Source organism: Brevundimonas sp. GW821-FHT12C05 (genome assembly GCF_058807475.1).
In genome coordinates, this window is record NZ_JBXAQS010000002.1 from 84,311 (window position 1) to 110,162 (window position 25,852).

Annotated in this window: 25 protein-coding genes; 10 read left to right on the forward strand and 15 right to left on the reverse strand. The window is 69.1% G+C overall.

Annotated elements, in window-relative coordinates:
* Positions 1–40 precede the first annotated feature (40 nt).
* Both AC1RRF_RS09730 and AC1RRF_RS09735 read left to right on the forward strand, forming a co-directional pair.
* On the forward strand, positions 41–1,237 hold the full coding sequence (locus AC1RRF_RS09730; RefSeq protein WP_492834241.1) for a divergent polysaccharide deacetylase family protein: 1,197 nt from the start codon (positions 41–43) through the stop codon (positions 1,235–1,237).
* Between the two features lie 33 nt (positions 1,238–1,270).
* Positions 1,271–1,744, forward strand: coding sequence for an RNA pyrophosphohydrolase (locus AC1RRF_RS09735; RefSeq protein ID WP_492834242.1), 474 nt, complete (start codon positions 1,271–1,273; stop codon positions 1,742–1,744).
* Here the strand turns inward: AC1RRF_RS09735 and AC1RRF_RS09740 are convergent.
* The 7 genes from AC1RRF_RS09740 to AC1RRF_RS09770 all read right to left on the reverse strand — a co-directional run bounded on the left by AC1RRF_RS09740 (position 1,741) and on the right by AC1RRF_RS09770 (position 7,503).
* Positions 1,741–1,986 (reverse strand): DUF1272 domain-containing protein, encoded by a 246-nt coding sequence (locus AC1RRF_RS09740; protein WP_492834243.1) that lies wholly within the window; start codon positions 1,984–1,986, stop codon positions 1,741–1,743. The genes AC1RRF_RS09735 and AC1RRF_RS09740 overlap by 4 nt on opposite strands.
* Positions 1,987–2,035: 49 nt before the next feature.
* Positions 2,036–2,365 (reverse strand): DMT family transporter, encoded by a 330-nt coding sequence (locus AC1RRF_RS09745; RefSeq protein ID WP_291836895.1) that lies wholly within the window; start codon positions 2,363–2,365, stop codon positions 2,036–2,038.
* A 199-nt stretch (positions 2,366–2,564) separates the two neighbouring features.
* The gene (locus AC1RRF_RS09750) at positions 2,565–2,834 is read right to left on the reverse strand and encodes an ATP synthase F1 subunit epsilon (RefSeq protein ID WP_492834244.1); all 270 of its coding nucleotides are present in this window, start codon (positions 2,832–2,834) and stop codon (positions 2,565–2,567) included.
* Positions 2,835–2,836: 2 nt separating this feature from the next.
* Complete coding sequence (gene atpD, locus AC1RRF_RS09755) at positions 2,837–4,393, reverse strand: F0F1 ATP synthase subunit beta (RefSeq protein WP_492834245.1); 1,557 nt, start codon at positions 4,391–4,393, stop codon at positions 2,837–2,839.
* A 43-nt stretch (positions 4,394–4,436) separates the two neighbouring features.
* Positions 4,437–5,315, reverse strand: a complete 879-nt coding sequence (locus AC1RRF_RS09760; RefSeq protein ID WP_492834246.1) for a F0F1 ATP synthase subunit gamma — start codon at positions 5,313–5,315, stop codon at positions 4,437–4,439.
* A 32-nt stretch (positions 5,316–5,347) separates the two neighbouring features.
* A complete protein-coding gene (gene atpA / locus AC1RRF_RS09765; RefSeq protein ID WP_291836902.1) occupies positions 5,348–6,880 on the reverse strand; it encodes a F0F1 ATP synthase subunit alpha in 1,533 nt (510 codons plus the stop codon).
* Positions 6,881–6,948: 68 nt separating this feature from the next.
* Positions 6,949–7,503, reverse strand: coding sequence for a F0F1 ATP synthase subunit delta (locus tag AC1RRF_RS09770; protein WP_492834247.1), 555 nt, complete (start codon positions 7,501–7,503; stop codon positions 6,949–6,951).
* A gap of 257 nt (positions 7,504–7,760) precedes the next feature.
* Here AC1RRF_RS09770 and AC1RRF_RS09775 point away from each other — a divergent pair, with 257 nt between their 5' ends.
* Both AC1RRF_RS09775 and AC1RRF_RS09780 read left to right on the forward strand, forming a co-directional pair.
* On the forward strand, positions 7,761–8,606 hold the full coding sequence (locus AC1RRF_RS09775; RefSeq protein ID WP_492834248.1) for a TerC family protein: 846 nt from the start codon (positions 7,761–7,763) through the stop codon (positions 8,604–8,606).
* Between the two features lie 2 nt (positions 8,607–8,608).
* On the forward strand, positions 8,609–9,415 hold the full coding sequence (locus AC1RRF_RS09780) for a glutaminyl-peptide cyclotransferase (RefSeq protein WP_492834249.1): 807 nt from the start codon (positions 8,609–8,611) through the stop codon (positions 9,413–9,415).
* Positions 9,416–9,419: 4 nt separating this feature from the next.
* Here the strand turns inward: AC1RRF_RS09780 and AC1RRF_RS09785 are convergent, their stop codons facing one another.
* A complete protein-coding gene (locus AC1RRF_RS09785) occupies positions 9,420–11,582 on the reverse strand; it encodes a primosomal protein N' (RefSeq protein WP_492834250.1) in 2,163 nt (720 codons plus the stop codon).
* Positions 11,583–11,612: 30 nt separating this feature from the next.
* Here AC1RRF_RS09785 and fsa point away from each other — a divergent pair, with 30 nt between their 5' ends.
* The 4 genes from fsa (at position 11,613) to AC1RRF_RS09805 (ending at position 15,012) form a co-directional block, all read left to right on the forward strand.
* The gene (gene fsa, locus AC1RRF_RS09790; RefSeq protein ID WP_492834251.1) at positions 11,613–12,266 is read left to right on the forward strand and encodes a fructose-6-phosphate aldolase; all 654 of its coding nucleotides are present in this window, start codon (positions 11,613–11,615) and stop codon (positions 12,264–12,266) included.
* Positions 12,267–12,289: 23 nt separating this feature from the next.
* Complete coding sequence (locus AC1RRF_RS09795; protein ID WP_492834252.1) at positions 12,290–12,991, forward strand: DUF484 family protein; 702 nt, start codon at positions 12,290–12,292, stop codon at positions 12,989–12,991.
* Positions 12,973–13,902 carry a tyrosine recombinase XerC gene (locus tag AC1RRF_RS09800; protein ID WP_492834253.1) on the forward strand — a complete coding sequence of 310 codons (930 nt, stop codon included), beginning with the start codon at positions 12,973–12,975 and terminating at the stop codon, positions 13,900–13,902. The genes AC1RRF_RS09795 and AC1RRF_RS09800 overlap by 19 nt, the downstream gene beginning before the upstream one ends.
* A 132-nt stretch (positions 13,903–14,034) precedes the next feature.
* The gene (locus AC1RRF_RS09805) at positions 14,035–15,012 is read left to right on the forward strand and encodes a retropepsin-like aspartic protease (RefSeq protein ID WP_492834254.1); all 978 of its coding nucleotides are present in this window, start codon (positions 14,035–14,037) and stop codon (positions 15,010–15,012) included.
* Between the two features lie 52 nt (positions 15,013–15,064).
* Here the strand turns inward: AC1RRF_RS09805 and lpdA are convergent, their stop codons facing one another.
* From lpdA to AC1RRF_RS09825, 4 genes are all read right to left on the reverse strand, one after another.
* Complete coding sequence (gene lpdA, locus AC1RRF_RS09810; protein ID WP_492834255.1) at positions 15,065–16,474, reverse strand: dihydrolipoyl dehydrogenase; 1,410 nt, start codon at positions 16,472–16,474, stop codon at positions 15,065–15,067.
* Positions 16,475–16,578: 104 nt separating this feature from the next.
* The gene (locus AC1RRF_RS09815) at positions 16,579–17,058 is read right to left on the reverse strand and encodes a hypothetical protein (RefSeq protein ID WP_492834256.1); all 480 of its coding nucleotides are present in this window, start codon (positions 17,056–17,058) and stop codon (positions 16,579–16,581) included.
* A 63-nt stretch (positions 17,059–17,121) separates the two neighbouring features.
* Positions 17,122–18,972 carry an ATP-binding protein gene (locus AC1RRF_RS09820; RefSeq protein ID WP_492834257.1) on the reverse strand — a complete coding sequence of 617 codons (1,851 nt, stop codon included), beginning with the start codon at positions 18,970–18,972 and terminating at the stop codon, positions 17,122–17,124.
* 209 nt (positions 18,973–19,181) lie between these two features.
* Positions 19,182–21,431, reverse strand: a complete 2,250-nt coding sequence (locus AC1RRF_RS09825) for a TonB-dependent receptor plug domain-containing protein (RefSeq protein WP_492834258.1) — start codon at positions 21,429–21,431, stop codon at positions 19,182–19,184.
* A gap of 254 nt (positions 21,432–21,685) precedes the next feature.
* Here AC1RRF_RS09825 and AC1RRF_RS09830 point away from each other — a divergent pair, with 254 nt between their 5' ends.
* Entirely contained in the window at positions 21,686–22,783 is a 1,098-nt protein-coding gene (locus AC1RRF_RS09830) for a phytase (RefSeq protein ID WP_492834259.1), read from the forward strand.
* Here AC1RRF_RS09830 and AC1RRF_RS09835 read toward each other — a convergent pair.
* Both AC1RRF_RS09835 and AC1RRF_RS09840 read right to left on the reverse strand, forming a co-directional pair.
* Complete coding sequence (locus AC1RRF_RS09835) at positions 22,780–23,457, reverse strand: TMEM175 family protein (RefSeq protein WP_492834260.1); 678 nt, start codon at positions 23,455–23,457, stop codon at positions 22,780–22,782. The genes AC1RRF_RS09830 and AC1RRF_RS09835 overlap by 4 nt on opposite strands.
* A 13-nt stretch (positions 23,458–23,470) precedes the next feature.
* The gene (locus tag AC1RRF_RS09840; RefSeq protein WP_291835315.1) at positions 23,471–24,169 is read right to left on the reverse strand and encodes a MarC family protein; all 699 of its coding nucleotides are present in this window, start codon (positions 24,167–24,169) and stop codon (positions 23,471–23,473) included.
* Positions 24,170–24,266: 97 nt separating this feature from the next.
* Here AC1RRF_RS09840 and pyrF point away from each other — a divergent pair, with 97 nt between their 5' ends.
* Entirely contained in the window at positions 24,267–24,983 is a 717-nt protein-coding gene (pyrF, locus tag AC1RRF_RS09845; protein WP_492834791.1) for an orotidine-5'-phosphate decarboxylase, read from the forward strand.
* Between the two features lie 3 nt (positions 24,984–24,986).
* On the opposite strand, the gene AC1RRF_RS09850 is transcribed toward pyrF, so the two are convergent.
* The gene (locus AC1RRF_RS09850) at positions 24,987–25,793 is read right to left on the reverse strand and encodes a hypothetical protein (RefSeq protein WP_492834261.1); all 807 of its coding nucleotides are present in this window, start codon (positions 25,791–25,793) and stop codon (positions 24,987–24,989) included.
* Positions 25,794–25,852: the final 59 nt, after the last annotated feature.

Consider the following 25,852-nt stretch of genomic DNA (forward strand, 5'->3'; position numbering starts at 1 on the left):
GCGTGCGCGGGTCCCGCCCATCGAGCGTGCTCACCTGTCCATGTTCGCCAAGCGCCAGTCCGCCCTCGCCGCCACCGCCGGAGCTCCGCCGGTGAAGATTCCCCTGCGCGACCGCCTCGCGCCGCTCGGCCGCGTGCTGAAGAAGCCGCCCGTCGCCGTGGCCGGCGCGGGTTTTCTGCTCCTCGCCGCCGCCGCCCTGTTCATCACCGTGCTGGGCGATCCGCGCGCCGGCGCGCCCTCGGCCCGCGCCACCCTGAAGCGGGAGGCCGCCGCCGGCGCGCCCGCCCCGTCCGGGCTGGACGCCTTCTCGATGAACGGCGGGGCCTATGAGGACCTGATGACCGGCGACGGGACGCTGGATCCTTCGGCCATGGGCCAGGCCATGATCACCCTGCCCGACGGCGCCAGCGTATCGGGCGACGGCGCGCCGGTGACCGCCCCGCGCATCGCCGCCCAGCCCCTGACCCAGGCGCCCATCGCCGGCCTGCACCAGCCCGGTCCGGACGGCGTCCTGCCGCGCATCGCCAGCGACGGCCGCGTTCCCGCCCAGGCCTATGCCCGCCCGTTCAGCGCCAACGGCCGCCCGCGCGTGGCCGTGGTGGTCGGCGGCCTCGGCCTCAACGCCGTGACCACCCGCGCCGCCATTGAGCGCCTGCCCGCCGAGGTGACGCTGAGCTTCGTCCCCTATGCCGAGGGCCTGCAGGGCTGGATCGACCTGGCCCGCGCCCAAGGCCACGAGGTGATGATCGAGATGCCGATGGAGCCCACCGGCTATCCATCGAACGATCCGGGCCCCTACACCCTGCTGTCCTCGGCCGACGCCGCCGATGTGACGGCCAAGATGAACTGGCTGCTCAGCCGCGCCACCGGCTACTTCGCCGTGACCAACTATCTGGGCGACCGCTTCCAGACCTCGGACGAGGGCATGAACGCCTTCATGGGCATGCTGCGCGCGCGCGGCCTCGCCTTCATCGACGACGGCTCCATGAGCCGCAAACCGGGCGCCTGGGCCCGCGCCAGCGCCAACCGCGTCATCGACGAGGAACAGACCCCGGCCGCCATCGTCGGCCAGCTGAACGCGCTGGAGGCCCTGGCCAAGTCGCGCGGACAGGCCATGGGGACCGGCTTCAGCTATCCGGTGACGGTCGAGGCCGTAGCCCGCTGGACCGCCGGCCTGGAAGCGCGCGGACTGCAGCTGGCGCCGGCGAGCGCGATGACGCAGCGACCGGGGCGGTAGCTGTCGAAGCGATTAGTGGTTAGTCACTCCCCTATGACCGACCTCTCCCAGTATCGTCCCAACGTCGGCGTCGTGCTGTTCCATCCGGACGGACGGGTCTGGTACGGGCGACGCGCGGGCACGCCGGGGCCCCATAACTGGCAGTTCCCGCAAGGCGGCGTGGACGACGGCGAGGACTATGAGACCGCGGCCCGCCGGGAACTGGCCGAGGAGACCGGCGTCGTCTCCGCCGACCTGATCGGCGAGATCAGCCAATGGGTCGCCTATGACTTCCCCGAGGGCTACGGCGGGTCCAAGTCCGCGCGCGGCTGGAAGGGACAGAAGCAGAAATGGTTCGCCTTCCGCTTCACCGGCGAAGAGACCGAGATCGACCTCGAACAGCATGACGAGATCGAGTTCGACGCCTGGCGCTGGGGTCGTCTGGACGAGGCGCCCGACCTGATCGTGCCGTTCAAGCGCGAGGCCTATCAGGTGATGGTGTCGACGTTCGCGGCGCTGCTGATCTAGGCCGCCACGCAGCCCCCGGGCTTGAGCACCCGCGCGGTGGAGGCCGGATATTTCGCCAGCAGTTGGGCCGGCCGGATCGGGCGGGCCGCGAATCCGCCGCCGCAATTCGGGCAGACGCCCTTGAGCCGCGTTTCTACGCAGGCGGCGCAGAAAGTGCACTCAAAGGTGCAGATGCGGGCGTCGGCGCTGTCCGGCGGCAGGTCGCGGTCGCAGCATTCGCAATTGGGACGGAGTTCAAGCATCGGAGCCTCCCTCGAGGGACCCTGACACCGGCTCCGTCCCACCGCAACGTCAGTGGGCGCCGCCGCCCGGCGCCAGGCGGAAGAGCACCAGGCCCGACAGCACCAGCACCGCCGCCAGGATGCGCAGCGGATTGATCTGCTCGCCCAGCAGGACCACGCCAACCACGAAGGCGCCGACCGCGCCGATGCCGGTCCACATGACGTAGGCCGTACCCATGGGCAGGGTCTTCATGGAGATGGACAGCAGGGCGAAGCTGACGGTCATGAAGCCAAGCGTGGCGACGCTCGGCCACAGGCGGGTGAAGCCGTGCGACTGCTTCATGAAATAGGCCCACACGATCTCGAGCAGGCCGGCGATGAGAAGATAGATCCAGGCCATGGGTTGCGGCCCTCCTTGCAAAGGGCCGGGCCGTCCCGGACTTGACCCGGCGCTGGAACGCGGGGGCGAGGACGTGGCCTCGTCTTGCAGGGGCTATCTAGGGCGCCGGGCGCGGGGGTCAAGAGCCGGGGCGAACAAGAAAAATCCGGCGGACGCGCTGGGCGTCCGCCGGATCTTCAGATCAGATTTGCGAGGCCGATCAGGCCGCGGCCACTTCCGAGGCTTTTTCAGCCAGGATGGTCAGGCCGGCCGGGGTCACGTCGGCGAAACCGCCGTGGACCTCGAACTGGCGGCGCGAACCGCCGTCGATGACCGTGACCACGCCTTCGCGCAGGGCGGTCATGAAGGGCGCGTGGTCGGCCAGGACGCCGAAGTCGCCCTCGACGCCCGGCGCGTCGACCTGATCCACGAGGCCCGAGAAGACCTCGCGTTCAGGCGAGACGAGGGAGAAGCTCAGCTTGCCGGCCATGATCAGGCTTCCGCGGCCAGCTTCTGGGCCTTCTCGACGGCTTCCTCGATGGCGCCGACCATGTAGAAGGCCGCTTCCGGCAGGTGGTCGTATTCACCGGCCACGATGCCCTTGAACGAGCGGATCGTGTCTTCCAGCGAGACGAACTTGCCGGGCGAGTTGGTGAACTGCTCGGCCACGAAGAACGGCTGCGACAGGAAGCGCGAAATCTTGCGGGCGCGCGACACGACCAGCTTGTCCTCTTCCGACAGCTCATCCATGCCCAGGATGGCGATGATGTCCTTCAGGGCCTTGTACGACTGCAGGACTTCCTGAACCGAACGGGCGACGCGGTAGTGCTCCTCGCCGATGACCAGCGGGTCCATGATCCGCGAGGTCGAATCCAGCGGGTCCACGGCCGGGAAGATGGCCTGGGCGGCGATGTCGCGGCTCAGAACGGTCTTGGCGTCCAAGTGGGCGAACGAGGCGGCGGGCGCCGGGTCGGTCAGGTCGTCGGCGGGAACGTAGATGGCCTGGATCGAGGTGATCGAGCCCTTCTTGGTCGAGGTGATGCGTTCCTGCAGGTTGCCCATCTCGGTCGCCAGCGTCGGCTGATAGCCCACGGCCGACGGGATGCGGCCCAGCAGGGCGGACATTTCCGAACCGGCTTGGGTGAAGCGGAAGATGTTGTCGACGAACAGCAGCACGTCCTTGCCTTCCTCGTCGCGGAAGTACTCGGCCTGGGCCAGACCGGTCAGGGCGACGCGGGCGCGGGCGCCGGGGGGCTCGTTCATTTGGCCGTAAACCAGGGCGCACTTGGAGCCCTCGGTCGAGCCGCCGTTCTTGGCCGGGTCCACGTTCACGTTGGACTCGATCATCTCGTGGTACAGGTCGTTGCCTTCGCGGGTGCGTTCACCCACGCCGGCCAGAACCGAATAACCGCCATAGGCCTTGGCGATGTTGTTGATCAGTTCCTGCATGGTGACGGTCTTGCCGACGCCGGCGCCGCCGAACAGGCCGGTCTTGCCGCCTTTGGTGTAGGGGCACATCAGGTCGATGACCTTGATGCCCGTGACCAGGATTTCCGACGAGGTCGACTGCTCTTCGAACGAAGGCGCCTCGCGGTGGATCGGGCGGTACATGTCGGTCTTGATCGGGCCCTGTTCGTCGATCGGCGCGCCGACGACGTTCATGATGCGGCCGAGCGTGCCCGGGCCGACCGGCGCCAGGATCGAGGAGCCCGTGTCGGTCACCGGCTGGCCGCGCGTCAGGCCTTCCGAGGTGTCCATGGCGATGGTGCGGACCACGTTCTCGCCGAGGTGCTGGGCGACTTCCAGAACCAGGGTGAAGGGCTCGCCCGTCTTCTGGTCGATGTTCTGGGTCGTCAGGGCCGAGAGGATGGCCGGCAGGTGGCCGTCGAACTCAACGTCGACGACGGCGCCGATGACCTGAGAGATGCGGCCGGTGGCGACAGCGCCCGTAGCCTTCGGCGCAGCCTTGGCGGCGGCGGTCTTCGGGGCGGCCTTCGGAGCGGCGGGCTTCTTGGCGGCGGGTTTCTTCGGGGCGGCGGTGTCGGTCATCGGTTCGTTCCGTTCGGAAAGTCTTGTCTGTGCGGGGGTCGGATCAGAGCGCTTCAGCGCCGGCGATGATCTCGATCAGTTCGGTGGTGATCTGGGCCTGGCGCTTGCGGTTGTACTGCAGGGTCAGGCTGTTGATCAGGTCACCCGCGTTGCGGGTGGCGTTGTCCATGGCGCCCATCTGGGCCCCGAAGAAGCTGGCCTGGTTCTCGTACAGCGCGGCCAGCACCTGGGTGGTGATGTTGCGCGGCAGAACGACGTCGAGGATTTCCTCTTCCGAGGGCTCATAGTCGTAGACGGCGCCGTTCAGGTTGATCGGCTCGGCGTCGCCGTCGACGACCGCCGGGATCAGCTGCTTGGGGGTCGGGACCTGGGCGATGACCGACTGGAAGCGGCTGTAGAACAGGGTCACGACGTCGGCGTTGCCGGCCTCGAACTCTTCCGCGATCAGCTGGGCGATCGGCTCGGCGGCGGGCAGGCCCACCACCTTGTGGTCGCTCATCTCGAACGTCTTGATCAGCTTGTCGCCATACAGGCGGGCCAGGCCGTCACGAACCTTGCGGCCCACGGCGACGATCCGCACGTCCTTGCCGGCGGAGACCAGGCTGTTGATCCGTTCCTTGGCGGCGCGGATGACGTTGGTGTTGAAACCACCCGCCAGACCCTTGTCGCCGGTGGCGACGACGATCAGGTGCTTCTGGTCCTTGCCCGTGCCGGCCAGCAGCTTGGGCGCGCCGTCGCCGGACACGCCGGCCGCCAGATTGGCGATCACGGCGGCCATCTTCTTCGCGTACGGACGGGCGCTTTCAGCCTGGTCCTGGGCGCGCTTCAGCTTGGCCGCGGCGACCATGTTCAGGGCTTTCGTGATCTTCTGCGTGGACTTCACGCTGTCGATCCGATTGCGCATTTCCTTGAGGCTGGCCATCCGGCGCTACTTTCTCGCTATCCGGTCCGGTCTCAGGCGAAGGTCTTGGTGAAGGCTTCCAGCACCGACTTCAGCTCGGCTTCGAGCTCGGCGGTGAGGTCCTTCTTAGTGCGGATGCCTTCCAGCAGGCCCGGGTTCGACGACTTCACGCGGGCCAGCAGCTCGCTTTCGAAGCGGCCGATGTCGCCCACCGCGACGGTGTCCAGGTAGCCGCGGGTGCCGGCGTAGACCGACACGACCTGCTCTTCCATGGTCAGCGGCGAGTACTGCGGCTGCTTCAGCAGCTCGGTCAGGCGGGCGCCGCGGGCCAGCAGCTTCTGGGTCGAGGCGTCCAGGTCCGAGCCGAACTTCGCGAAGGCGGCCATTTCACGGTACTGGGCCAGCTCGCCCTTGATGGTGCCGGCGACCTTCTTCATCGCCTTGGTCTGGGCCGAGGAGCCCACGCGCGACACCGAGATGCCGACGTTCACGGCCGGACGGATGCCCTGGTAGAACAGGTCGGACTCCAGGAAGATCTGGCCGTCGGTGATCGAGATCACGTTGGTCGGGATGTAGGCCGAGACGTCGTTGGCCTGGGTCTCGATCAGCGGCAGGGCGGTCAGCGAGCCCGAGCCGTTGTCGGCGTTCAGCTTGGCCGAACGCTCCAGCAGGCGGCTGTGCAGGTAGAAGACGTCGCCCGGATAGGCTTCACGGCCCGGCGGACGGCGCAGCAGCAGCGACATTTGACGATAGGCGACGGCCTGCTTGGAAAGGTCGTCATAGACGATCAGGCCGTGCATGCCGTTGTCGCGGAAATACTCGCCCATGGCGGTGCCGGCGAACGGGGCCAGGAACTGCAGCGGGGCCGGTTCCGACGCCGTGGCGGCCACGACGATGGTGTATTCCAGCGCGCCGGCTTCTTCGAGGGTCTTGACGATCTGGGCGACGGTCGAGCGCTTCTGACCGATGGCCACGTAGATGCAGTACAGCTTGGCGGACTCGTCGTCCGAAGCATTGACCGACTTCTGGTTCAGGATGGTGTCGATGGCGACGGCGGTCTTGCCGACCTGACGGTCACCGATGATCAGCTCGCGCTGGCCGCGGCCGACGGGGATCAGGGTGTCGATGGCCTTCAGGCCGGTCTGCATCGGCTCGTGCACCGACTTGCGCGGGATGATGCCCGGAGCCTTCACGTCCACGCGGCGACGCTCGGTGAACTGGATCGGGCCCTTGCCGTCGATCGGCTCGCCCAGCGGGTTGACGACGCGGCCCAGCAGGCCCTTGCCGACCGGAACGTCCACGATCTCGCCCAGACGGCGGACTTCGTCACCTTCCGCGATGGCGGTGTCAGCACCGAAGATAACCGCGCCGACGTTGTCGCGCTCGAGGTTCAGGGCCATGCCCTTCACGCCGGCCTTGGGGAACTCGATCATCTCGCCGGCCTGGACGTTGTCCAGACCGTGGATGCGGGCGATGCCGTCGCCGACCGACAGCACCTGGCCGACGTCCGAAACGTCCGCTTCCACGCCGAAGTTGGCGATCTGCGACTTGAGGATGGCCGAAATCTCGGCGGCGCGGATGTCCATTTGGATCTCTCTGTCTTCGTCTCAGGGCGGGCCGTCAGGCGCGCTGCATTCTTGTTGTCGGTGCGCGCTTACGCGCGCTTGAGGGCAAACTTCATCTGGTCGAGCTTGGTCTTCAGCGAGGCGTCGAACAGCTTCGAGCCGACCTTGACCTTCAGGCCGCCCAGGATCGCCGGGTCGACACGGGCCGTCAGTTCCGGATCCTTGCCCAGCGAGGCGCGGAGCGTGGTCTGGATGGTCTTGAGCTGGGCGGCGGTCAGCGTCTGGGCGGACACCACCTCGGCGGCGACGACGCCCGTCTTCTTCGCATACAGCGCCTCGAAGCCCGCGATCACGCCCGTCAGGTCGCGAGCGCGGCCGTTCTGGGCCAGCAGGCCGAGGAAATTCTTCGTCACGGCGTTGAACTTCGCCTTGTCGGCGATGGCGGTCAGGCCCTTGCCCTGATCTTCGGCGGCGATCACCGGCGAAGTGGCGAGACGGCGCAGGTCCGCGCTCTCCGCCCAGGCGGCGCGCAGGGACTTCAGATCCGCTCGCACGGCGTCCAGGACGCCCGTCTCGTCTGCCAGGTCGAACAGCGCCTGTGCATAGCGCTCGCCGACTTCCGTCGTTCTGAAATCGTCAGCCACTTATAAGGTCCGCGCGGGTTAGCGTTCGGGTTGGTCGACCGGCCGCGTACCCGCGTCGATCAAAGGCCTGAAATGCTTGAAGAAAGCACACCGGGGACGCGCCTTGCGACGCATCCTCCGGTTCAGCCGGGCGCCTGATAGCACCCCTGCCGTTCCGCCGCAACCGAGACAGGCCGCCACATCCCGCCGCATTGCCGCACCCGCAACTGCCCCGCTACAGATGAGTTTCAGCGTTACGCTCCAGGAAATCCCTACCGATGTTCGACTTCTCCGTCTTCTTCACCGACCCAACCGTCTGGGCGGCGCTCATCACCCTCGTGGTGATGGAGGTGGTGCTCGGCATCGACAATCTGATCTTCATCTCGATCCTGTCGAACAAATTGCCGCCCGAGCACCGCCAGCGCACCCGCCGCATCGGCATCGGCCTGGCCCTGGTCATGCGACTGGGCCTGCTGGCCACCATCGGCTGGATCGTCGGCCTGACCGCACCGGTCTTCGACCTCGGCATCCATGGCGCGCTGAACAGTCACGGCGAGCCCGCGTTCGACACCGCCTTCAGCTGGCGCGACCTGATCCTGATCGCGGGCGGCCTGTTCCTGATCTGGAAAGCCACCAAGGAAATCCACCACGCCACCGACACCACGCCGTCCCACGACCTTCTGGAGAAGGACAAGAAGGATGTGGTCATCAACAACGTCGGCGCGGCCATCTTCCAGATCATCCTGCTGGACCTGGTCTTCTCGATCGATTCGATCCTGACCGCCGTGGGCATGACCGACCACGTCGTCGTCATGATGATCGCCGTCGTCGTCGCCGTCCTGACCATGCTGCTGGCCGCCGACCCGCTGGCCGAGTTCATCGACAAGAACCCGACCGTCGTCATGCTGGCCTTGGGCTTCCTGCTGATGATCGGCGCGGTGCTGATCGCCGACGGCTTCGGCGTCCATGTGCCCAAGGGCTATATCTACGCCGCCATGGCCTTCTCGGCCCTGGTCGAGGGCCTGAACATGCTCAGCCGGGCCTCCGCCAAGAAGAAGGAGGCGGCCCTCGCGGCCCAACAGGCCCAGTTGAACAAGGCCGAGACGGCCGAGCCCGGAGTCTGAGCATGCGGCGGCTGATCCTTTTCGCCGCCACCCTGCTCGCTTCGGCGCCCGCGGCGGCGCTGGCCCAACAGGCCGCGCCCGCCGTCCGGGCCGCCCCCGCGCCCACCGCGACGCCCCACTATGGCTTCGAGGTGGTGCGGACCTATCCCCACGACCCCCACGCCTTCACCCAGGGCCTGATCTGGCGTGACGGCGCCCTGTACGAAAGCACCGGCCGTTCGCCGTCGACCATCCGCAAGGTGCGGCTGGAGGACGGAGCCGTGCTGCAGCGGCGTGTCCTCGACCCCGCCATCTTCGGCGAAGGGCTGACCGAACTGGACGGGCGACTGCTGACCCTGACCTGGACCGACGGCAAGGGCTTCATCTGGGACCCCGCCGACCTGAGCCCCCGGGGCGAGTTCGCCTACGACGGCGAGGGCTGGGGCCTGACCACCGACGGCGAGCGCCTGATCCTGTCCGACGGCGCGCCGCACCTGCGCTTCCTCGACGGTCGCACCCTGACCCAGACCGGCGAGGTTCCCGTGACCCTGGACGGCCATCGGTTGGGCAAGCTGAATGAGCTGGAATGGGTCGAGGGCGAGGTCTTCGCCAACATCTGGCAGACCGACTTCATCGTCCGCATCGATCCGGCGACGGGCGTGGTGAAGGGCGTCATCGACCTGACCGGCCTGCTGCCCGACCGGACGGGCATGGATCCGAACGACGACGTGCTGAACGGCATCGCCTGGGATCCGGTCGGACGGCGGCTGTTCGTGACGGGCAAGAACTGGCCCAGCCTGTTCGAGATCAAGCTCACAGAGCCGCGCTAGCGCCCTACAAGAAGCTATACGGGTCCACGTCAACATTGAGCCTGACGGACGCGGGAACCTTCACCCGGCTGAGCCATACCCGCAGGAAGCCCTGCAGATCGACGTCGCGGTCGGCCCGGACCAGCAGCCGCTTGCGGCGGCGCCCCCGCACCAGCGCGAGCGGCGCGTCGGCCGGGCCGTAGACCTCCAACCGTTCGGCATTGGGGATGGACTCAGCGAGGTCGCGAGCGACCTTCTCGACCGCCTGCGGATTTTCGCCCGACAGAATGATCGCCGCCAGCCGGCCATAGGGCGGCAGGGACGCCGCCTCGCGCTCGGCCATCTCGGCGTCGACGAAGCCGTCGCGGTCGCCCGCCGCCAGCGCCTGCAACACCGGATGCTCCGGCGTCCAGGTCTGCAGGAGGGCGCGGCCCGGCTTGTCCGCCCGCCCCGCCCGGCCCGTGGCCTGGGTCAACAGCTGGAAGGTGCGCTCGGCCGCCCGCAGGTCGCCGCCGCGCAGGCCGAGGTCGGCGTCCACCACCCCGACCAGGGTCAGGTGGGGGAAGTTGTGCCCCTTGGCCGCCGCCTGGGTGGCCACGAGGATGTCGATCTCGCCCTCGGCCATCGACTGGATCAGGGCGCGCGCCGACTTGCCGTCGGGCACGGTATCGGAGCTGAACACCGCCGTGCGGGCTTGCGGGAAGAGGTTGCGCACCTCCTCCTCGACCCGTTCGACGCCGGGGCCGACCGAGACGAGGCTGTCCTCGGCCCCGCAGGACGGACAGAGCTTCGGCCGCAGCATGGAGAAGCCGGTCAGGTGGCAGACCAGCCGCCCGGTGTAGCGGTGCTCGACCAGCCAGCTGTCGGTGTCGGGCGCGGTCAGACGGTGGCCGCAGACGCGGCACAGGACCACCGGGGCATAGCCGCGCCGGTTGAGGAACAGCAGGGTCTGCTCCCCCCGGGCCAGGGTCTCGCCGATGGCCTCTCGTAAGGGTTGGGACAGCCAGGTCTGAGGGTCGGGCGGGGCGGCGCGCAGGTCCAGCAGGCTGACATCCGGCAGCACCGCCGCCCCATGTCGCGCGGCCAGCTTCAGCCAGCGATAGCGGCCCTGATGGGCGTTCCACAGGGTCTCCAGCGACGGCGTGGCCGAGGCCAGCACCACCGTCGCCCGCTCGATCCGCGCCCGGGCCACCGCGAGGTCGCGGCCGTGATAGACCAGCCCCTCCTCCTGCTTGAACGAGCCGTCGTGCTCTTCATCGACCACGATCAAGCGCAGGTTGACGTAGGGCAGGAACAGGGCCGAGCGAGCCCCGACCACGATGTTGCACCGGCCCGCCTGCACCGCCTCCCAGACCTGGCGGCGGCGCGGCGGGGCGACGCCGGAATGCCACTCGGCGGGCGCGGCGCCGAAACGGGCGCCGATGCGCTCGATCAGAGCCTGGGTCAGGGCGATTTCAGGCAACAGGATCAGGATCTGCGCCGCCGGGTCGGCCTTCAGGGCGCGGGCGGCGGCCTCAAGATAAGCTTCCGTCTTGCCCGAGCCCGTGACCCCGTCCAGCAGAAAGGGGATGAACCCCCCGGATGTCACGGCGTCGGCCACGGCCTTCGCGGCGGCGGCCTGGTCCGGGTTCAGGATCGCCGGCGCATGGTCGGGGTCGGGCGGGTCGAAGGCGGCGATCGCCTCGATCTCGATCGTCTCGAGCACGCCCTCGTCCAGCAGCCCTTTGACCACGCCGGACGAGACACCCGCCGCACGCGCCAGGTCGGGGCCGGGCACGGACCTTTCGCCCAGCGCCTCCAGCACCGCCGTGCGCGCCGCAGTGGGACGGGCGGGCGACCGGTCGCCGGCGCGGCGCACCCGCCGCTCGGGCCGGGGGCGCGGCGCGCGCAGGCCTTTCAGGGCCGCCGACGCCATCTCGCCGGGCGCGCTCAGGGTCCAGCGCGCTGCCCATTCGACGAAGTCCACGGTGCGTTCGGGCAGGCGCGGCTCGTCCAGAACATGATCGATGGCCTTGAGCCGACGGTTGGTCCCCGTGGTCTCACGCGCTTCCGACACGATGCCCCGGATCAGGCGCGGCCCCAGCGGCACGGCGACCTGGTCGCCCCGCGCCACCTCGACGCCGTCAGGGATCTCGTAGTCGAAGGCCTCGGGCACCGGCAGCGGAATCAGGACGGATGCGACTTTCACCGCGCTCCCCTCTCCGCTAAAAGCCCGCCCATGAAACTCTTCCTCGACACCGCCGACGTCGCCGTCATCAAGGACCTGCTGCCCACCGGAATGGTGGACGGCGTGACCACCAATCCCACGCTGATCGCAAAGTCCGGGCGCAACATCGCCGAGGTCATCGCTGAAATCTGCGCCCTGGTCGAGGGGCCGATCTCCGCCGAGGCCGTGGCGACCGATTTCGAGACCATGGTCAAGGAAGGCGACAAGCTTGCCGCCATCGCCCCGAACGTGGTGGTGAAGCTGCCGCTGACCTGGGACGGGCTGCGCGCCGCGCGGGCCTTCTCGGACAAGGGGATCAAGACCAACGTGACCCTGTGCTTCTCCGCCGCCCAGGCCATGCTGGCCGCCAAGGCCGGCGCGACCTTCATCTCGCCCTTCGTCGGCCGGCTGGAGGACCACGGCGCGGACGGCATCGCGCTGCTGGAAGAGATCCGCACCCTGTACGACATCCACGGCTTCGAGACCGAGATTCTGGCCGCGTCGCTGCGCAATCCGAACCATGTCTCGGCCGCCGCGCTCGCCGGCGCCGACGCCGCGACCCTGCCGGCGGACACTTTCAAGGCGCTGGTCAAACACCCGTTAACCGACAAGGGGCTTGATGCCTTCCTGGCGGACTGGGGCAAGACCGGACAGTCCATTCTGTAAGACGATGCCTCGAGGAGAGGTTTGTGAGCGTTTCACCCGACCTCTCTGCGAAGCCTGAAGAGCCTCACTGGCCGGACATCCGCGCCTGGCTGCAGGCCCATCCCCAGACCCTGCTGGACGACCGCTCGCTGCTCGAGGAGATCGGGCTGAAGCCGCATGGGCGCAATGTGGTCGAGTTCGGCCGCGCCGCGCTGACCAAGCTGGAAGAGGCCGCCGAGCGCGAGGCCGACGCCCGTAAGCGCATCGAGGCCGTCGCCCGCGCCAATTTCGCCGCCCAGACCCAGACCCATGTCGCGGCGCTGGACCTGATGGAGGCCCGCAATCCCTCCGACCTCGCCCGCCGGCTCGATGCGGTGGCGCAAGGCCGCTTCGGCCTCACGGGGGCCGCCATCGCCATGGAGAAGCCCGGCGGCGTGCCGTTCGGCTGGAAGGCGCTGGAAGTCGGCGGCGTCGACGCCCTTCTCGGCGACCATGGCCTGACCTGGCTGGGCCCTAATTTCGATGGCCTGGGCCTGTTCGGCGCGGCCGAGGACGGGGTCCGGTCGGTGGCCCTGATCCGCATGGCCCCGCAATTCCCGGGGTCCGAGACGCCGGGTCGTCACGCCCTGTGCGCCTTCGGTTCGCCGGAAGAGGACGGCTTCACCCCCAATATGGGCTGCGAACTGGTGGCCTTCATCGCCCGGGTGGTCGAGCGCACGGCCGAACGATGGCCCATTCTCAGCTGACCGCCTCCGAAGCCTTGTCCGCCTGGCTGGAACATCTGGCCCATGAGCGACGGCTGTCGCCCCGAACGCTGGAAGCCTATGGCCATATCGGGCGGCTGTACCTGGCCTTCCTGGAACGCCATCGGGGCGAGCCGCAAGGATTGGCGGACCTGGGCGCGATCACGGCGGCCGAGGTCCGCGCCCACCTGGCCGAGCGCCGAAGCGGGGATCATCCGCTGAACGCCCGCTCGATCAGCCAGACCCTGTCGGCCATCCGCGCCTTCCACGGCTTCCTCGACCGGCGGCTGGATACGCCCGCGCCGCAGCTGGCCCTCGTGCGCGGCCCCCGTCTGAAGCCCACCCTGCCTCGGCCCGTCACCGAGGACCAGGCGCGGGGCCTTCTGGAAGAGACCGAGGCCGATCCGGACGCCGCGCCCTGGGAGGCCGCCCGGGACCGGGCCGTCCTGACCCTGCTGTACGGCTGCGGGCTGCGGATTTCGGAGGGGTTGTCCCTGATCCGGGCCGATGTCCCCTTGCCCGAGACCCTGCGCATCACCGGCAAGGGCGACAAGACCCGGATGGCGCCGGTGCTGCCCGTCGTGCGCGCGGCGGTGGACGCCTATCTGACCCTGCAGCCCTGGCCGTTGGAGCCGTCGGACGCCCTGTTCCGCGCCCGGCGCGGCGGCCCTTTGGGGCCCCGTCAGGTGCAGGCGGCGATGCAGCGGCTGCGCGGCCGTCTGGGCCTGCCCGCCAGCGCCACGCCCCATGCGCTGCGCCACAGCTTCGCGACCCACCTGCTGGGGGCCGGAGCCGACCTGCGCTCGATCCAGCAGTTGCTGGGCCACGCCAGCCTGTCGACGACCCAGAAATACACCGCCGTCGACGCCGCCCGCCTGCTCGACGCCTATGCGGCGGCCCACCCCAGGGCTTGAGAGAACGCGGACTCGCCACGGCGTGCGAACGGCGCCTAGAGTGCGGGAAAATAGAAAAGATAAGGGGGAACGCCGCTGACCTCATATCCCACGCCGACCCTCCCGCGCCGCGACCTGCTCACCGCCCTGGGTGTGGCCGGCGTCGCCGCCGCGGCGCCCGGCCTGACCGCCTTCGCCCGGTCGCAGGACAGGACGCCGCCGCCACAGCAGCCCGGCGATGCCCTGCCGCCCATCTCGGTGCTGGCCAATCTGTTCACCCGGGTCGCCGCCGCGGTGATGATCAATGGCCGAGGCCCCTTCAACTTCGTGATCGACACGGGCGCCGGATCGACCGCCGTCGCCGACACCGTCGCGGCGGAGCTGGCGTTGCCGGCGCGGCCCCCGCTGATGGTCCACGGCATCACCGCGGCGGCCCGGACCGCGAGCGTTCAGGTGGATCGGCTCATGCTGAGCGGGCTCGGCTTCCGGAACCTGCGATGTCCCGTCATTTCGCGTGGACAGCTGGGCGCCGACGGCCTGCTGGGTCTGGATGTGCTGGGGGAGTTCCGGCTGGGCTTCAATATCGAACAACAGTCCGTCTACCTGAGCCCGCGCGGCATACGCGTGCTGATGGGCGGCGACCGGATGGCGACGGGCTCGCGGATCCGCCAGGCCGGGAGTCACACGGTGCGCGGCCGGTTCGGCCAGCTGATCCTGACCTCAACCCTGGTCGAGGGCCAGCCGACCGCCACCTTCATCGACAGCGGCGCGCAATATTCGATCGGCAACAATGCGCTTCGCCGGGCGGTCGCCGCGCGTCGCCCCGACGGTCTGGGCCGATCCCGTCCCCTGCAGCTTTACGGCGTGACGGGCCAGACCCTGTCCGCCGACCTCGCCCGCGTGGACAATATCCGGCTGGGCCGCTCGCGCCTCGGCGCGACGCCGTTGCTGTTCGCCGACCTGCACTGTTTCGAGACGCTGGAACTGGCGGATCGTCCGGCCCTGCTGGTCGGCGCCGACCTGCTCGGCCGGTTCCGGGAGGTCACCATCGACTTCCCCGCGAACACCGTGGATTTCGAAGGCCTGCGCCGCCGGACGACACGCACCATCGAGGATGAGCTGCTGAGCTAGCCGCCGGCTGATGGACCGGGGCCGCCTTCACAGCCGCCTCGGGTCTCGAACATCAGGCCTGCATGGTCCAGTTGTCGACGCCCATCGCCGCCTGTTTGACCGCTTCCGACCGGGTCGGGTGGGCGTGGCAGGTGCGGGCGATGTCTTCCGAGGCGGCGCCGAAGGCCATGGCGATACAGGCCTCGCCGATCATCTCGCCCGCCTGCGGACCATAGATGTGGACGCCCAGCACCTTGTCGGTCTTCGCATCGGCCAGCACCTTCACGAAGCCCTCGGTCTCGTGGTTGATCTTGGCGCGGCTGTTGGCGCTGAAGGGGAATTTGCCCTTCTTGAAGTCGACGCCCGCGGTCTTGAGCTGTTCCTCGGTCTTGCCGACCCAGGCCACTTCCGGGCCGGTGTAGATGACGCTGGGAACCAGGTCGTAGTCGACGTGGCCCGCCTTGCCGGCGATGTACTCGATCACCGCGACGGCTTCTTCTTCCGCCTTGTGCGCCAGCATCGGGCCGTGGGTCACGTCGCCGATGACCCAGATTCCATCCTTGCCGGCTTTCAGGTGGTCGTTGTCGAGGAAGCCGCGCTTGTCGGTCTCGATGCCCACGGTCTCCAGCCCCAGGCCGGCGGTGTAGGGACGGCGCCCGATGGCGACCAGAACCACGTCACCCGTCAGGGTCTCGGCGGTTCCGCCGGCGGCGGGCTCCAGCGTCAGGACGACGCCGTCCTTGGCCACCTTCGCCGAGGTGACCTTGGTCCCCATCTTGAAGGTCATGCCCTGTTTGGTCAGGCCGCGCTGGAAGGCGGTGGCCACCTCGGCGTCCATGCCGGCGCCGACCTTGTCGAGGAACTCGACCACAACGACTTCAGCGCCCAGACGGCGCCAGACCGAACCGAGCTCCAGCCCGATGACGCCGGCGCCGACGACGATCAGCTTCTTGGGCACGGCCGGCAGCGACAGGGCGCCGGTGGAATCAATGACCTTGCCCTCGACGAAGTCCACGCCCGGCAGCGGCGTGGGCTCGGAGCCCGTAGCGATGACGATGTCCTTGGCGGTCAGGGTCGTGACGGTCCCGTCGGCGGCGGTCACCTCGACCGTTCCGGGACCGGTGATCTTGCCCTTGCCCTTGATCCAGTCGGCCTTGTTCTTCTTGAACAGGAATTCGATGCCCTTGGTCAGGGCGCCGACGCTGTCGGCCTTCTGCTTCATCATCTGCGGCAGGTTGACCTTGGGCGTACCGACGTCGATGCCGAGCGTGGAGAACTCCTTGCCCGCGACCTCGAACAGCTCCGAGGCGTGCAGCAGCGCCTTGGACGGCATGCAGCCGACGTTCAGGCAGGTGCCGCCCAGCGTCTCGCGCATCTCGATACAGGCGACCTTCAGCCCCAGCTGCCCGGCGCGGATGGCGGCGTTGTAGCCGCCGGGACCGCCCCCGATGATGACGACGTCATAGGATGCGGCTTCGGCCATGGGGTCTCTCTGATGCTTGTCTGGGCGCGGGAAGGCGCGCGGAACCTAGCGCCGCCCCCGCGAGGGTCAACCGCCGCTTCGTATATGGGAGCGATACCTTGGCGCTAGAAGGCCAACTGGCCCGCGACGCGACGCTTGCGCTGGCGACGGGCCAGGATGACGACCAGCACGCCCAGCAGGAACAGGCCGCCCAGCACCAGCCAGACCGGATCGACCGGCAGGCCGCTGTCCGCCGCCATGGTCGTCGGTCCCGCCGAGCGCGCGCTGGCGTCCGACCCTCCGCTGTCCATGGCCAGCCGCAGCACGGCGTCGGCGATGAAGCCCAGGAAATAGGCCACCGAGGCCTTGGTGTTGCCCGACCCCAGCATCAGGGCGGCGATGAGGTAGAGGACGATGGCTCCGGCCCACAACGCCCAGCCGGGAATGAAGCCGAACAGGTCGCCGCCGGTCAGGGCGTCAGCCTCGGCTCGCATCGCGCCCATGTCCGGGGTGGCGCCGCCGATGATCGGCGACAGAAGAGGCCACGCCAGCCAACCCGCATAGGCGAGGATGACCACCGCGATGAGGATGCGCGCAAACTTCATGACCGGGCTCCGTCTTCGTCGTTAACCACCCTACACCCGGGACGGATAACGTCGATAGCGGGGTCAGGCGCGCTGGAGCTCCGCCTCCTCCACCGGCTGCGGCAGGGTGATGGACACCTCGGCCCCGCCGCCGGGCGCTTCATCGATCGACAGCACGCCGCCTGACTGGCGCGCGAAGGCATAGGCTTGCGACAGGCCCAGACCAGCCGCGCCTTCGCGGGTGGTGAAGAAGGGTTCGACGGCGCGGGCGGCCGTTTCGCGGTCCATTCCGGGGCCGGTGTCACGCACGCCGAGCCGCAGGCCGCCTTCCATCAGGACCTCCAGCCTCACGGCGACGGAGCCCTTGGAGCCCACGGCCTCGACGGCGTTCTGGGTCAGGGCGCGAACCGCGCCCTCGAAGGCGACGGGATCCAGCCGGGCCGGGGCGGCCTCGGACGGCGCCTCGATCATCAGGTCGATCTCCGGACCGGCCATGGCCCGCAACCGGGTCTCCATGCCGCGCAGCAGGACCCCCGCGTCGAGCGTCTGGAACACCGGGGCGTCGTCGCCTTGCGAGAAGGCGGTCAGGCGCCGCGTCAGCTGCTCGCCGCGCTGGCCGGCGGCGAGGGCCGCCTGCCCCAGCCTGCGCACGCGGGCGGGATCGTCGGCCTGGCGCAACATCATATCCAGCGCGCCGGTCATGACGCCCAGCAGAGCGTTGAAGTCATGGGCCAGACCGCCGGTCAGCCGGCCGACGCTTTCCATCCGGCGTCCGCCCTGCAGTTCGAGCTCAGCCTCTTCCCGCGTCTGACGGGCGGCGGCGCGGGCCGCATCGGCCTCCTCGCGCGCGGCGGCGGCGGCGGCGAGCGCCTCCTCGGCCTGACGGCGGGCGGCCTCGGCCTCCTCCCGCAGGGCGAGGGTCTCTTCGGAGACCTCCGGGACCTCGGGCTCAGACGCCGGGCCGAAGGCGATGGTTTCGACCGGAGCCTCCTCGATGACCTCGACCGGCGCCTCCTCCACCACGGGATCGGCGCGCTCGCCGGCCAGCAGCAGGGCGTCGACCCGGCCCTCGGCGTCGGTCAGCGGCAGCATGGACCAGCGGATGCCCTCCGGCGCGCCGCTGCGCGAGACGAAGGCCTCGGCCTCGCCCGCCGGGGCGGACAGGGCGGCGCGCAGGGCCTGACGCCCCTCGACACGCTCGTCCTCGGCCAGGAAGGCGTCGGCGAAATCCCCCTCGGCGGCGTCGCGGCCCAGCACCAGCAAGGCCGTGCGGTTGGCTTCACGCACCAGGCCGTTGGCGGCAACCACCACCAGGGCGCTGGAGGCGGCGTCGAACACCCGCCGGGTCAGGTCGTCGCCGACGATCTGTACGGGTTCCGGCGCGAGAATCTCGGGGGTCTGCAGGCCCTCGGTCTCGACAATGGCGGCGGTCGAGCCGGTGATCTGGCCCAGCTCGTTCTCGATCGGCATGGCCGTGACCGAGACCAGCATCTTCTTTCGGGTGGCGGGGTTGGAGATCAGGTGGTGGAAGCCCTTGACCGTCTGGCCGCGCAGGGCGCGCGCACTGGGCAGCAGGTCCGGCGGCACCGGACGTCCGTCCGGGAAGGTGATGCCCCAGGTGGCCGAGTGGAAGCGCAGGCCGATCAGTTCGGCGTCGCGGCGGCCCAGCAGCTGATGGGCGGCGCGGTTGGCGAAGACGAACTTGCCCTGCTTGTCGGTCTCGACCAGCGCCACCGGGATGGCGTTGAGAGTCTCGAACAGACGCTTCTGCGAATCCTCGGCCACGCGCTGAACCAGATCCAGCTGGCCCGAGGCGTCCACGTGCCGCGACCGGTTGGCCATCGCGAACCACAAGGCGACCAGCCCCACGAGCCAGCCGACGACGGCGACGGCGCCCAGCACCCACATCCAGTTGATCTGGCCTTCGAGAAACATTCGACCTGACTGTCCCGTTCTGGCGCGGCGCGCGCCTGTTCGGGAGACACCTTGCAAACGGCGAACCGCAACGACCGCCTTTCGCCCCCAAGGCGACCTAGCCCTTGATTTCGAAGCGGTCCAGCTTGGCCGTTAACCATTGAGCCGGACAAGCAGAAAGGGGCCGGGCGTCACCGCCCGGCCCCCTCTGTTTCGTCTTCGGACAGGCGTTAGAAGGCGACGCGCATGACCAGCTGGTAAACCGGGCCGGCGCTTTCGGTTTCCAGCTCGTACTCGTCATAGCTGCGGCTGATCTGGTCCGCCCGGTCGCCGAACTTGTCGAACACCTCGTCCTTGGAGCTGTCCAGCAGGTTCGAACCGGTCAGGCGGACGACGGTGTTGGCGAACACGCGCTTCTCGAGGAAGACCTCCAGGTCGGCGCCGTAGGAGGTCTTGACCTCCTCGGCATAGACCCGGCCGAATGCGTCGCCCTGCTTGCGGTAGGTGGCGCCGAAGGCCGCGCCCCAGGTCGGGATGTCGTGGGTGAAGCCGACGTTCACCACATAGTCCGACTGGTCGTTGAAGCGGCGCTCGCCGAGACCGTCCTCGACCGTGCTGTCCAGCCACGAGGCGTTCAGGAACACCCCGGTGTTCTCCATGCCGATGAAGTCCAGCGGCGTGGAGAGGTCGAACTCGACACCATAGACCTGACCGTCGCCAACGTTGTCGATGGACTCGATGAAGGCTTCGATGACGGTGGGCGTAGCGGGGTTGTCGCCGCTGCCCGCTTCACCCGTATTGACGTCCTCGATCAGGTCCGTGATGTCCCGGTAGAAGACGTTGATCCCGAAGACGCCGCGGCGGCCCAGACGACGCTCGAAGCCCGCATCGATACCCCAGGCCAGTTCGGGCTTGAGGTAGGGATTGCCGCGGAAATCGTTGTCGCCGCGCTCTTCCTCGAGCGTGACGGGAGCCAGATCGTCGAAGTCGGGACGGCGGACGGTGCGCGCGACCGACAAGGTCAGGCGATCGGTGTCCGACAGGCGGTAGCGCAGGCTGGCCGAGGGCAGCAGCTCGGCATAGTCGTTCTCGATGCCGGCGATGGTGGTGTCGGTCGTCTCGTAACGCAGACCGGCTTCCCACTTCAGCGCGCCGCTCTCGCCCGAGAACATGACGTAGGGGTCGATCCGGGTCTCTTCGATGGCGTAGGTGCCGGTGGTGAAGACGAACGGCGGCTGGACCGGGCGCGGGGCCGGGGCGTTCGGGATGGTGAAGCGGACCCGGGTAGCCGTGCGGGTGTTCGAATCACGATCCTTCTGGACGCCCTGGAGGCCGAACTCCAGCTCGACACCGTTGCCGAGCTCGCGGGTGTGTTCGATCGCCGCCGAGACTTCTTCGTCCTGCAGGTCGCGGTATTCCAGATCAGCCGTGAAGCGATCCTCTTCCGGGAACGGGTTGGCGTCGCGCAGGTATTCGGACTCGTTCTCGAACTCCATCTGCTCGTCGTTGAAGCTGGCGTAGCCCAGCTTGAAACGGGTCTCGCCGCCGAACATCTCGCGCTCGTAGCGGGCGCGCAGGCTCAGGTTGTCGGTCTCGATGTCAACGTCGTTGTCGTTGACCGTCAGCAGGTTGGCGTTGTTCTCGAGACCGAACTGGTACTCGAGCGAATCCTCGTCCTGCAGGCGCTCGGTGCGGACGAAGACGCCCGACAGGTCCAGCGTGCCGCCGCCGACCTCAACCTCATAGGCCGCGTTGAAGGAGTAGTCGGTGCCGCTGCGGACGTCGGTCTGGACCTCGGTGTTCAGCAGCGTGCCGCCCGGCCGGTCGAAACGCTCGCTATACTTGTTCTTCGGGTTGCGGCGGTCCTGGAGGCTCCCGCCGACCAGCAGCCGGCCCGGTCCGACCTGACCGCCCCAGACGGCGCCGAACGTGCCGCCGATCTCATCGTCCGGGAACATGATGCCACCGGCGCGGACGTAGCCGCCGTCCAGGGCGAGAGCGTCACGCAGGACGATGTTGATGGCGCCGGAGACGGCGTCGCCGGAGCGGTTCGCCGACGACGAGCGCACAACCTCGACCCGCTCGATCAGTTCGGCCGGGATACGGTCCACGAAGAAGGACCGGTCAACGCCGGCGCCGGGCACCTGCTCGCCGTTGATCAGGATCTGGGTATAGCCGGGATCCAGGCCGCGCAGGCGCACGCCGTCAGCTTCGAGGATGTCCGACAGGAAGGTCACCGAAGGCACGCGCTTCAGGGCGTCGCCGACGGTCAGCGGCTCGAAGCGCTGGAAATACTCGAGGTCGTACGACAGGGTCGGAACCACGTCGTCGGTGCGGTTGCGCATGACCGGCTCGCCGGTGACGATGACTTCGTCGAGGGCGGTCGTCGGAACATTTTGAGCGTTCTGGGCCAGGGCCGGGCTGGCCAGGGCGAAGGCGAGCGGCGCGACGGCGGCGCCGAGCAGAAGTCCGATTTTCATTTGAAGCATCCCGATGCGTCCGGTCGACCCCCCGGCCGCCAGCTCTGGGTGCGCCAGCTAGGCCGTGCCGACGACGCAGGCGCGACGATTTCGCGAACGACGCTTGGCGATTTGCGGACGGCGCTGTGACGATCAGTCACTGCACAGATGGATCGTCATGAAGATGACGCCGGACCGTCATCGTGCCTTGGCTTGACCACAACACACGGCGCGTGGTCCAGCGCGCCCGTTCAAGCCTTGGAGGGGCGCATACAATGACTGTCCGGACCCTGATCGTCACCGTCGCCGCCGCGGCCCTTCTCGCCGCCTGCGCGACCCGCGAAGTCGACTACCAGGGCGAGGGCGAAGGCGTCGTGGGTCAAGGCTCGCCCGTTCACGCCGTGCTCGAGACCCCGCCTGTCGGCCTGCCGGGCCAGGACGCCGCCGACGATCCCGCGGTCTGGGCCTCGGCCACGCCGGTCCATATCAAGGGCGCCGTGGTGGACGGCTTCGTGGCCGGCACCGACAAGAAGGCCGGCCTGTACATCTACGGCCTGGACGGCGCGATCCTGCAGTTCCTGCCGGAAGGCCTGCTGAACAATGTCGACGTGGCCGAAGGTCTGAGCATGGGCGGCCGTCCGCAGGTGGTGTTCGGCGCCAGCGACCGCACCCCGGGCAAGACCGGCATCGCCCTGTACCTGTTCGATCCGGCGGCGACCGGCGACAACGGCGTCCGTCACTGGGGCAATGTCGCCACCGATGTGGTCGAGCCCTACGGCTTCTGCTTCGCCCGTCGCGGCGCCGAACTGCACGCCATCCTGGTCGGTCACGAGGGTGAGTTACGCCAGTTCGTGCTGACCGTCGGCGCCGACGGTCGGCCGGCCGCCCGTCTGGTCCGCAGCGCCGAAATCGGCAGCATCTCGGAAGGTTGCGCCGCCGATGAGGCCACCGGCGCCCTCTACATCGCGGAAGAGAACGTCGGCGTCTGGCGCTACGGCCTCGACCCGGCCTCGGGCGCGGCCCGGACGCTGGTGCAACCGATCGCCCCGGGCGTGCTGGTCGCCGACGCGGAAGGCCTGACGATCATCGCCGACGGCGCGGCCCGCTACCTGATCGGCTCCAGCCAGGGCGACTCGACCTTCCCGGTCTGGCGCATCGACGGCGCCGCGCCCGAGTACAAGGGGCGCTTCGTTGTGGCGAGCGGCGCCATCGACGGCGTGACCGGCACCGACGGCCTGGACGCCTTGGGCGGCCGGGTCGGCGACCGCTTCCCCGAGGGCGTGGTCGTGGTGCAGGACGACGTGAACGACGTCGGCAACCAGAACTTCAAGTACATCGACTGGCGCGACATCCGCACCGCGCTGGGCCTTTAGGGTCGGCGATTCCGCCAGGTCACGGCGACCACCCCCACAGGGATGAGGTTGTAGGCCACGCCCGGCAGCCAGGGCGCGGCCTTCAGCAGGGGCGTCGCCGCGATCAGGGCAGAGATCAGTCCGGTCGCGGCCGAAATGGTCCAGGTCGTCGCCCACTGCACGCCCTTGCGGTGCGTAACGGCGTCCCCGCCGCGAAGGGCCCTGGCGGCCTGGGCGAACAGGCCGGCGTTCAGCCCCGACAGCAGGGCGAAGGCCAGGCCGTAGATGACATAGGTCCAGCGCAGATCGGCCAGGCTCGACATCAGCCGCGCGCCCGGCAACACCCCGCCGGAAACATAGTGCGTCGCCGTCTCGGCCAGCAGACGCAGCGGGAAGACAAAGACCAGCACCGCGAACACCACCGCGAGGCTGAGGAAGGTGGTCCAGCCCGTACGCACCGGCGTCAGGGCCGACCACGTCCGGTGCGCCGTCCAGAACAGGGCGATCAGGGCGAAGCCGAAGACGAAGGCCGGAATCCGGGTCAGCGCCGCGGCCAGGTCGGTGAAGGATCGCAGCGGCTCGGTCCCGCCGATGATCAGCAGGGAGACGGCGAAGGCGAAAGCCGCATCGACGAAGGCGTCCAGCCGTTGCGATTCCGGGCCATGGAACACCCGTACTCCCGACGATCCGTCCATCGCGCCCTCCGTCTCAGTGTCCGCCGGAGGGATAGGGGATGGTCACGCCGGTGCTGATGATGCCTGGCAAGGCTTCGCCCAGCCCCATCAGGATGAACTGGATCGCCAGGGCGCACAGGATCAGACCAAGCACCCGCACCACGATGGCCAGGCCGACCTCGCCGAGGATCCGGCTGATCGGGCCGGTCAGGGCGAAGCAGATGAACGAGACCACGCAGGCGCCGGTGATCGCGGCCAGTGAGGCGGCGGTGCCGGCCGGGCCGATCTTGGTGGCTTCACCGGCCTGGATGATGATGGCCGAGATCGCGCCGGGCCCGATCATCAGCGGAATGGCGAAGGGCACGACCAGCCGCTGGAAGCGCCGCTTGGCGTAGCCGCGCACGTCCTTCAGGTCATTGGCCGCATCCTTGTCGGCGAAGGTGGCGAGGAAGTCCTCGCGCGCCATGTCCAGGCCCAGCAGCAGCAACAGGATGCCGCCCGCGATGCGGAAGGCCGCCAGCGAGATGCCGAAGAACTGCAGCAGGCCTAGGCCGGTGAAGAAGAAGAACCCCAGGAAGAGCGCGGCGAAAACGCAGATCAGGAACGAGACCGACACCCGCTGACGCAGCGTCGCGCCCGCTGTCGCCGCCGCGAAGATCGGCAGGTTTCCCACCGGATCCAGCAGCGCGAACAGCGTCACGAACAGGTTGACCCCCAGTTCGACCGCGTCCATGACCTGACCTCACCCCCAATTCACCCAGCCGCCATAAGGGCCGACGCACGTCCGCGCGTCCACCCCCGGCGGCAAAGGAGATCGACCCATGACGCCCGTGCTCAGCGACCCGCGCCTGATCGTCGGCCTGGACCTGCCCTCCCTGGACGCCGCCCGCGCCATGGTCGAGCGGCTGGGCGCGACGATCACCTCGTACAAGGTCGGCCTGACTCTGCTGGCCCGCCCCGGCGGCGTGGCCTTCGCGCATGAGCTGAGAACCGCCGGAAAGATGGTCTTCCAGGATTGGAAGCTGCACGACATCGGCGCCCAGGTGGAGGGCGCCGCCCGCGCCGTGGCCGAGGGCGGCTGCGACCTGCTGACCGTCCACGCCGAGCCGCAGGTCATGAAGGGCGCGGTCAAGGGCCGCGACGCCGCCGGATCAGGGACCAAACTGCTGGCCGTCACGGTCATGACCAGCCTGTCGGACGCCGACCTGGCCGAGATCGGCTACGGCTTCGACGCCGCCGCCCTGGTCGAGCGGCGGGTGCGTCAGGCGCTGGACTGCGGCGTCGACGGCGTCGTCTCCAGTCCGCTGGAAGCCTCCCGGGTGCGCGAGATCGCCGTCGCCGCCGGCCGTCCCGACTTCCTGATCGTCACCCCGGGCGTCCGTCCCGAGGGCGCGGACAAGGGCGACCAGCAGCGCGTGGCAACGCCCCGCGCGGCGCTGGAGGCCGGCGCGACCCATCTGGTCGTGGCCCGTCCGGTGGTTGGGGCTGAAAACCCGCTGCTGGCGGCCTCCGCCATCGTCGAATCGATCGCCGGCGTGGGCCGCTAGAGGCTAGCCCCGCTCGCCGGGCTCCTGGCGGTATTCCTGCCGCGGCGTCTGGCGGCGTGGCGGCTCGGGCCGGCGAGTGCGAGGCGGCGGCGGTGCGACGCGATGCGGCGGCTCATAGCGCGGCGGCTCCGGCAGATAGACGGGCGGATAGGGTGCCGGCCCCCGGTCGCAGTCGCAGGCGCGCCGATCCTCGTAGCGGCGACCGTCGTCGCGGATATAGCCCTCTTCGTAAGCCTCGTAGTCGCTGTAGCTTTCGCGGACCTCGTAGCGGCTCTCGGAATAGCCGTCGTAGCGGTCGTGACGCTCGCTGTAGCCGTAGCGGCCGCCCCGGTCGTAGCGGTCGTCATAGCGGTAGCCGCAGCGCGAGGGCCGCATGTCATCGCGGCCGAAGCCGGTGACCACATAGCCGAACGGCGCCGAGGGACAGGCGCGGCCCTCCAGCACGCGCTCGTCGTAGACCGCCGGACCGCCGGCGTAGTAGCCGGCGTCTCCGCCATAGCCGCCGCCGACATAGACCGTGCCGCCGCCGTAACCGCCGCGGGGTCCGCCCATGTCATAGGTGCGGGCGTTCAGATAGCCGCGCGCGCCCGCCGAAGCGTAGGCCTCGGCCCGCGCGGAGGCGTTGACGTTTACATTGACGTTCGTGTTCCCCCCGCCGTGCACCGGCGGACGCGGCCCGCCACCGCCGCCGTGGCAGCAGGGCGCGGGCGGTCGGGGCTGGTGGCCGCCGCCGCGCGGATCGCCGGCGAAGGCGGGCGAGGCGGCGAGGATCAGAAGTGCGGCTCCGGCCGCGGCGGTGAGCATGCGCATGTCACGGACTCCGTTTCAGGAGCCGCTATTGCGCCTCTCGGCCAGACGCCGCGCGAGCT

What these genes read in the sequence shown, in the direction of transcription:
- AC1RRF_RS09820 (WP_492834257.1), bottom strand. Translation starts at nt 18,972, where the DNA reads ATGTTTCTCGAAGGCCAGATCAACTGGATGTGGGTGCTGGGCGCCGTC.
- AC1RRF_RS09775 (WP_492834248.1), top strand. Translation starts at nt 7,761, where the DNA reads ATGTTCGACTTCTCCGTCTTCTTCACCGACCCAACCGTCTGGGCGGCG.
- AC1RRF_RS09825 (WP_492834258.1), bottom strand. Translation starts at nt 21,431, where the DNA reads ATGAAAATCGGACTTCTGCTCGGCGCCGCCGTCGCGCCGCTCGCCTTC.
- lpdA (WP_492834255.1), bottom strand. Translation starts at nt 16,474, where the DNA reads ATGGCCGAAGCCGCATCCTATGACGTCGTCATCATCGGGGGCGGTCCC.
- AC1RRF_RS09850 (WP_492834261.1), bottom strand. Translation starts at nt 25,793, where the DNA reads ATGCGCATGCTCACCGCCGCGGCCGGAGCCGCACTTCTGATCCTCGCC.
- AC1RRF_RS09830 (WP_492834259.1), top strand. Translation starts at nt 21,686, where the DNA reads ATGACTGTCCGGACCCTGATCGTCACCGTCGCCGCCGCGGCCCTTCTC.
- AC1RRF_RS09745 (WP_291836895.1), bottom strand. Translation starts at nt 2,365, where the DNA reads ATGGCCTGGATCTATCTTCTCATCGCCGGCCTGCTCGAGATCGTGTGG.
- fsa (WP_492834251.1), top strand. Translation starts at nt 11,613, where the DNA reads ATGAAACTCTTCCTCGACACCGCCGACGTCGCCGTCATCAAGGACCTG.
- AC1RRF_RS09760 (WP_492834246.1), bottom strand. Translation starts at nt 5,315, where the DNA reads ATGGCCAGCCTCAAGGAAATGCGCAATCGGATCGACAGCGTGAAGTCC.
- AC1RRF_RS09750 (WP_492834244.1), bottom strand. Translation starts at nt 2,834, where the DNA reads ATGGCCGGCAAGCTGAGCTTCTCCCTCGTCTCGCCTGAACGCGAGGTC.
- atpA (WP_291836902.1), bottom strand. Translation starts at nt 6,880, where the DNA reads ATGGACATCCGCGCCGCCGAGATTTCGGCCATCCTCAAGTCGCAGATC.
- AC1RRF_RS09780 (WP_492834249.1), top strand. Translation starts at nt 8,609, where the DNA reads ATGCGGCGGCTGATCCTTTTCGCCGCCACCCTGCTCGCTTCGGCGCCC.
- AC1RRF_RS09740 (WP_492834243.1), bottom strand. Translation starts at nt 1,986, where the DNA reads ATGCTTGAACTCCGTCCCAATTGCGAATGCTGCGACCGCGACCTGCCG.
- AC1RRF_RS09835 (WP_492834260.1), bottom strand. Translation starts at nt 23,457, where the DNA reads ATGGACGGATCGTCGGGAGTACGGGTGTTCCATGGCCCGGAATCGCAA.
- atpD (WP_492834245.1), bottom strand. Translation starts at nt 4,393, where the DNA reads ATGACCGACACCGCCGCCCCGAAGAAACCCGCCGCCAAGAAGCCCGCC.
- AC1RRF_RS09800 (WP_492834253.1), top strand. Translation starts at nt 12,973, where the DNA reads ATGGCCCATTCTCAGCTGACCGCCTCCGAAGCCTTGTCCGCCTGGCTG.
- AC1RRF_RS09840 (WP_291835315.1), bottom strand. Translation starts at nt 24,169, where the DNA reads ATGGACGCGGTCGAACTGGGGGTCAACCTGTTCGTGACGCTGTTCGCG.
- AC1RRF_RS09735 (WP_492834242.1), top strand. Translation starts at nt 1,271, where the DNA reads ATGACCGACCTCTCCCAGTATCGTCCCAACGTCGGCGTCGTGCTGTTC.
- AC1RRF_RS09815 (WP_492834256.1), bottom strand. Translation starts at nt 17,058, where the DNA reads ATGAAGTTTGCGCGCATCCTCATCGCGGTGGTCATCCTCGCCTATGCG.
- AC1RRF_RS09730 (WP_492834241.1), top strand. Translation starts at nt 41, where the DNA reads ATGTTCGCCAAGCGCCAGTCCGCCCTCGCCGCCACCGCCGGAGCTCCG.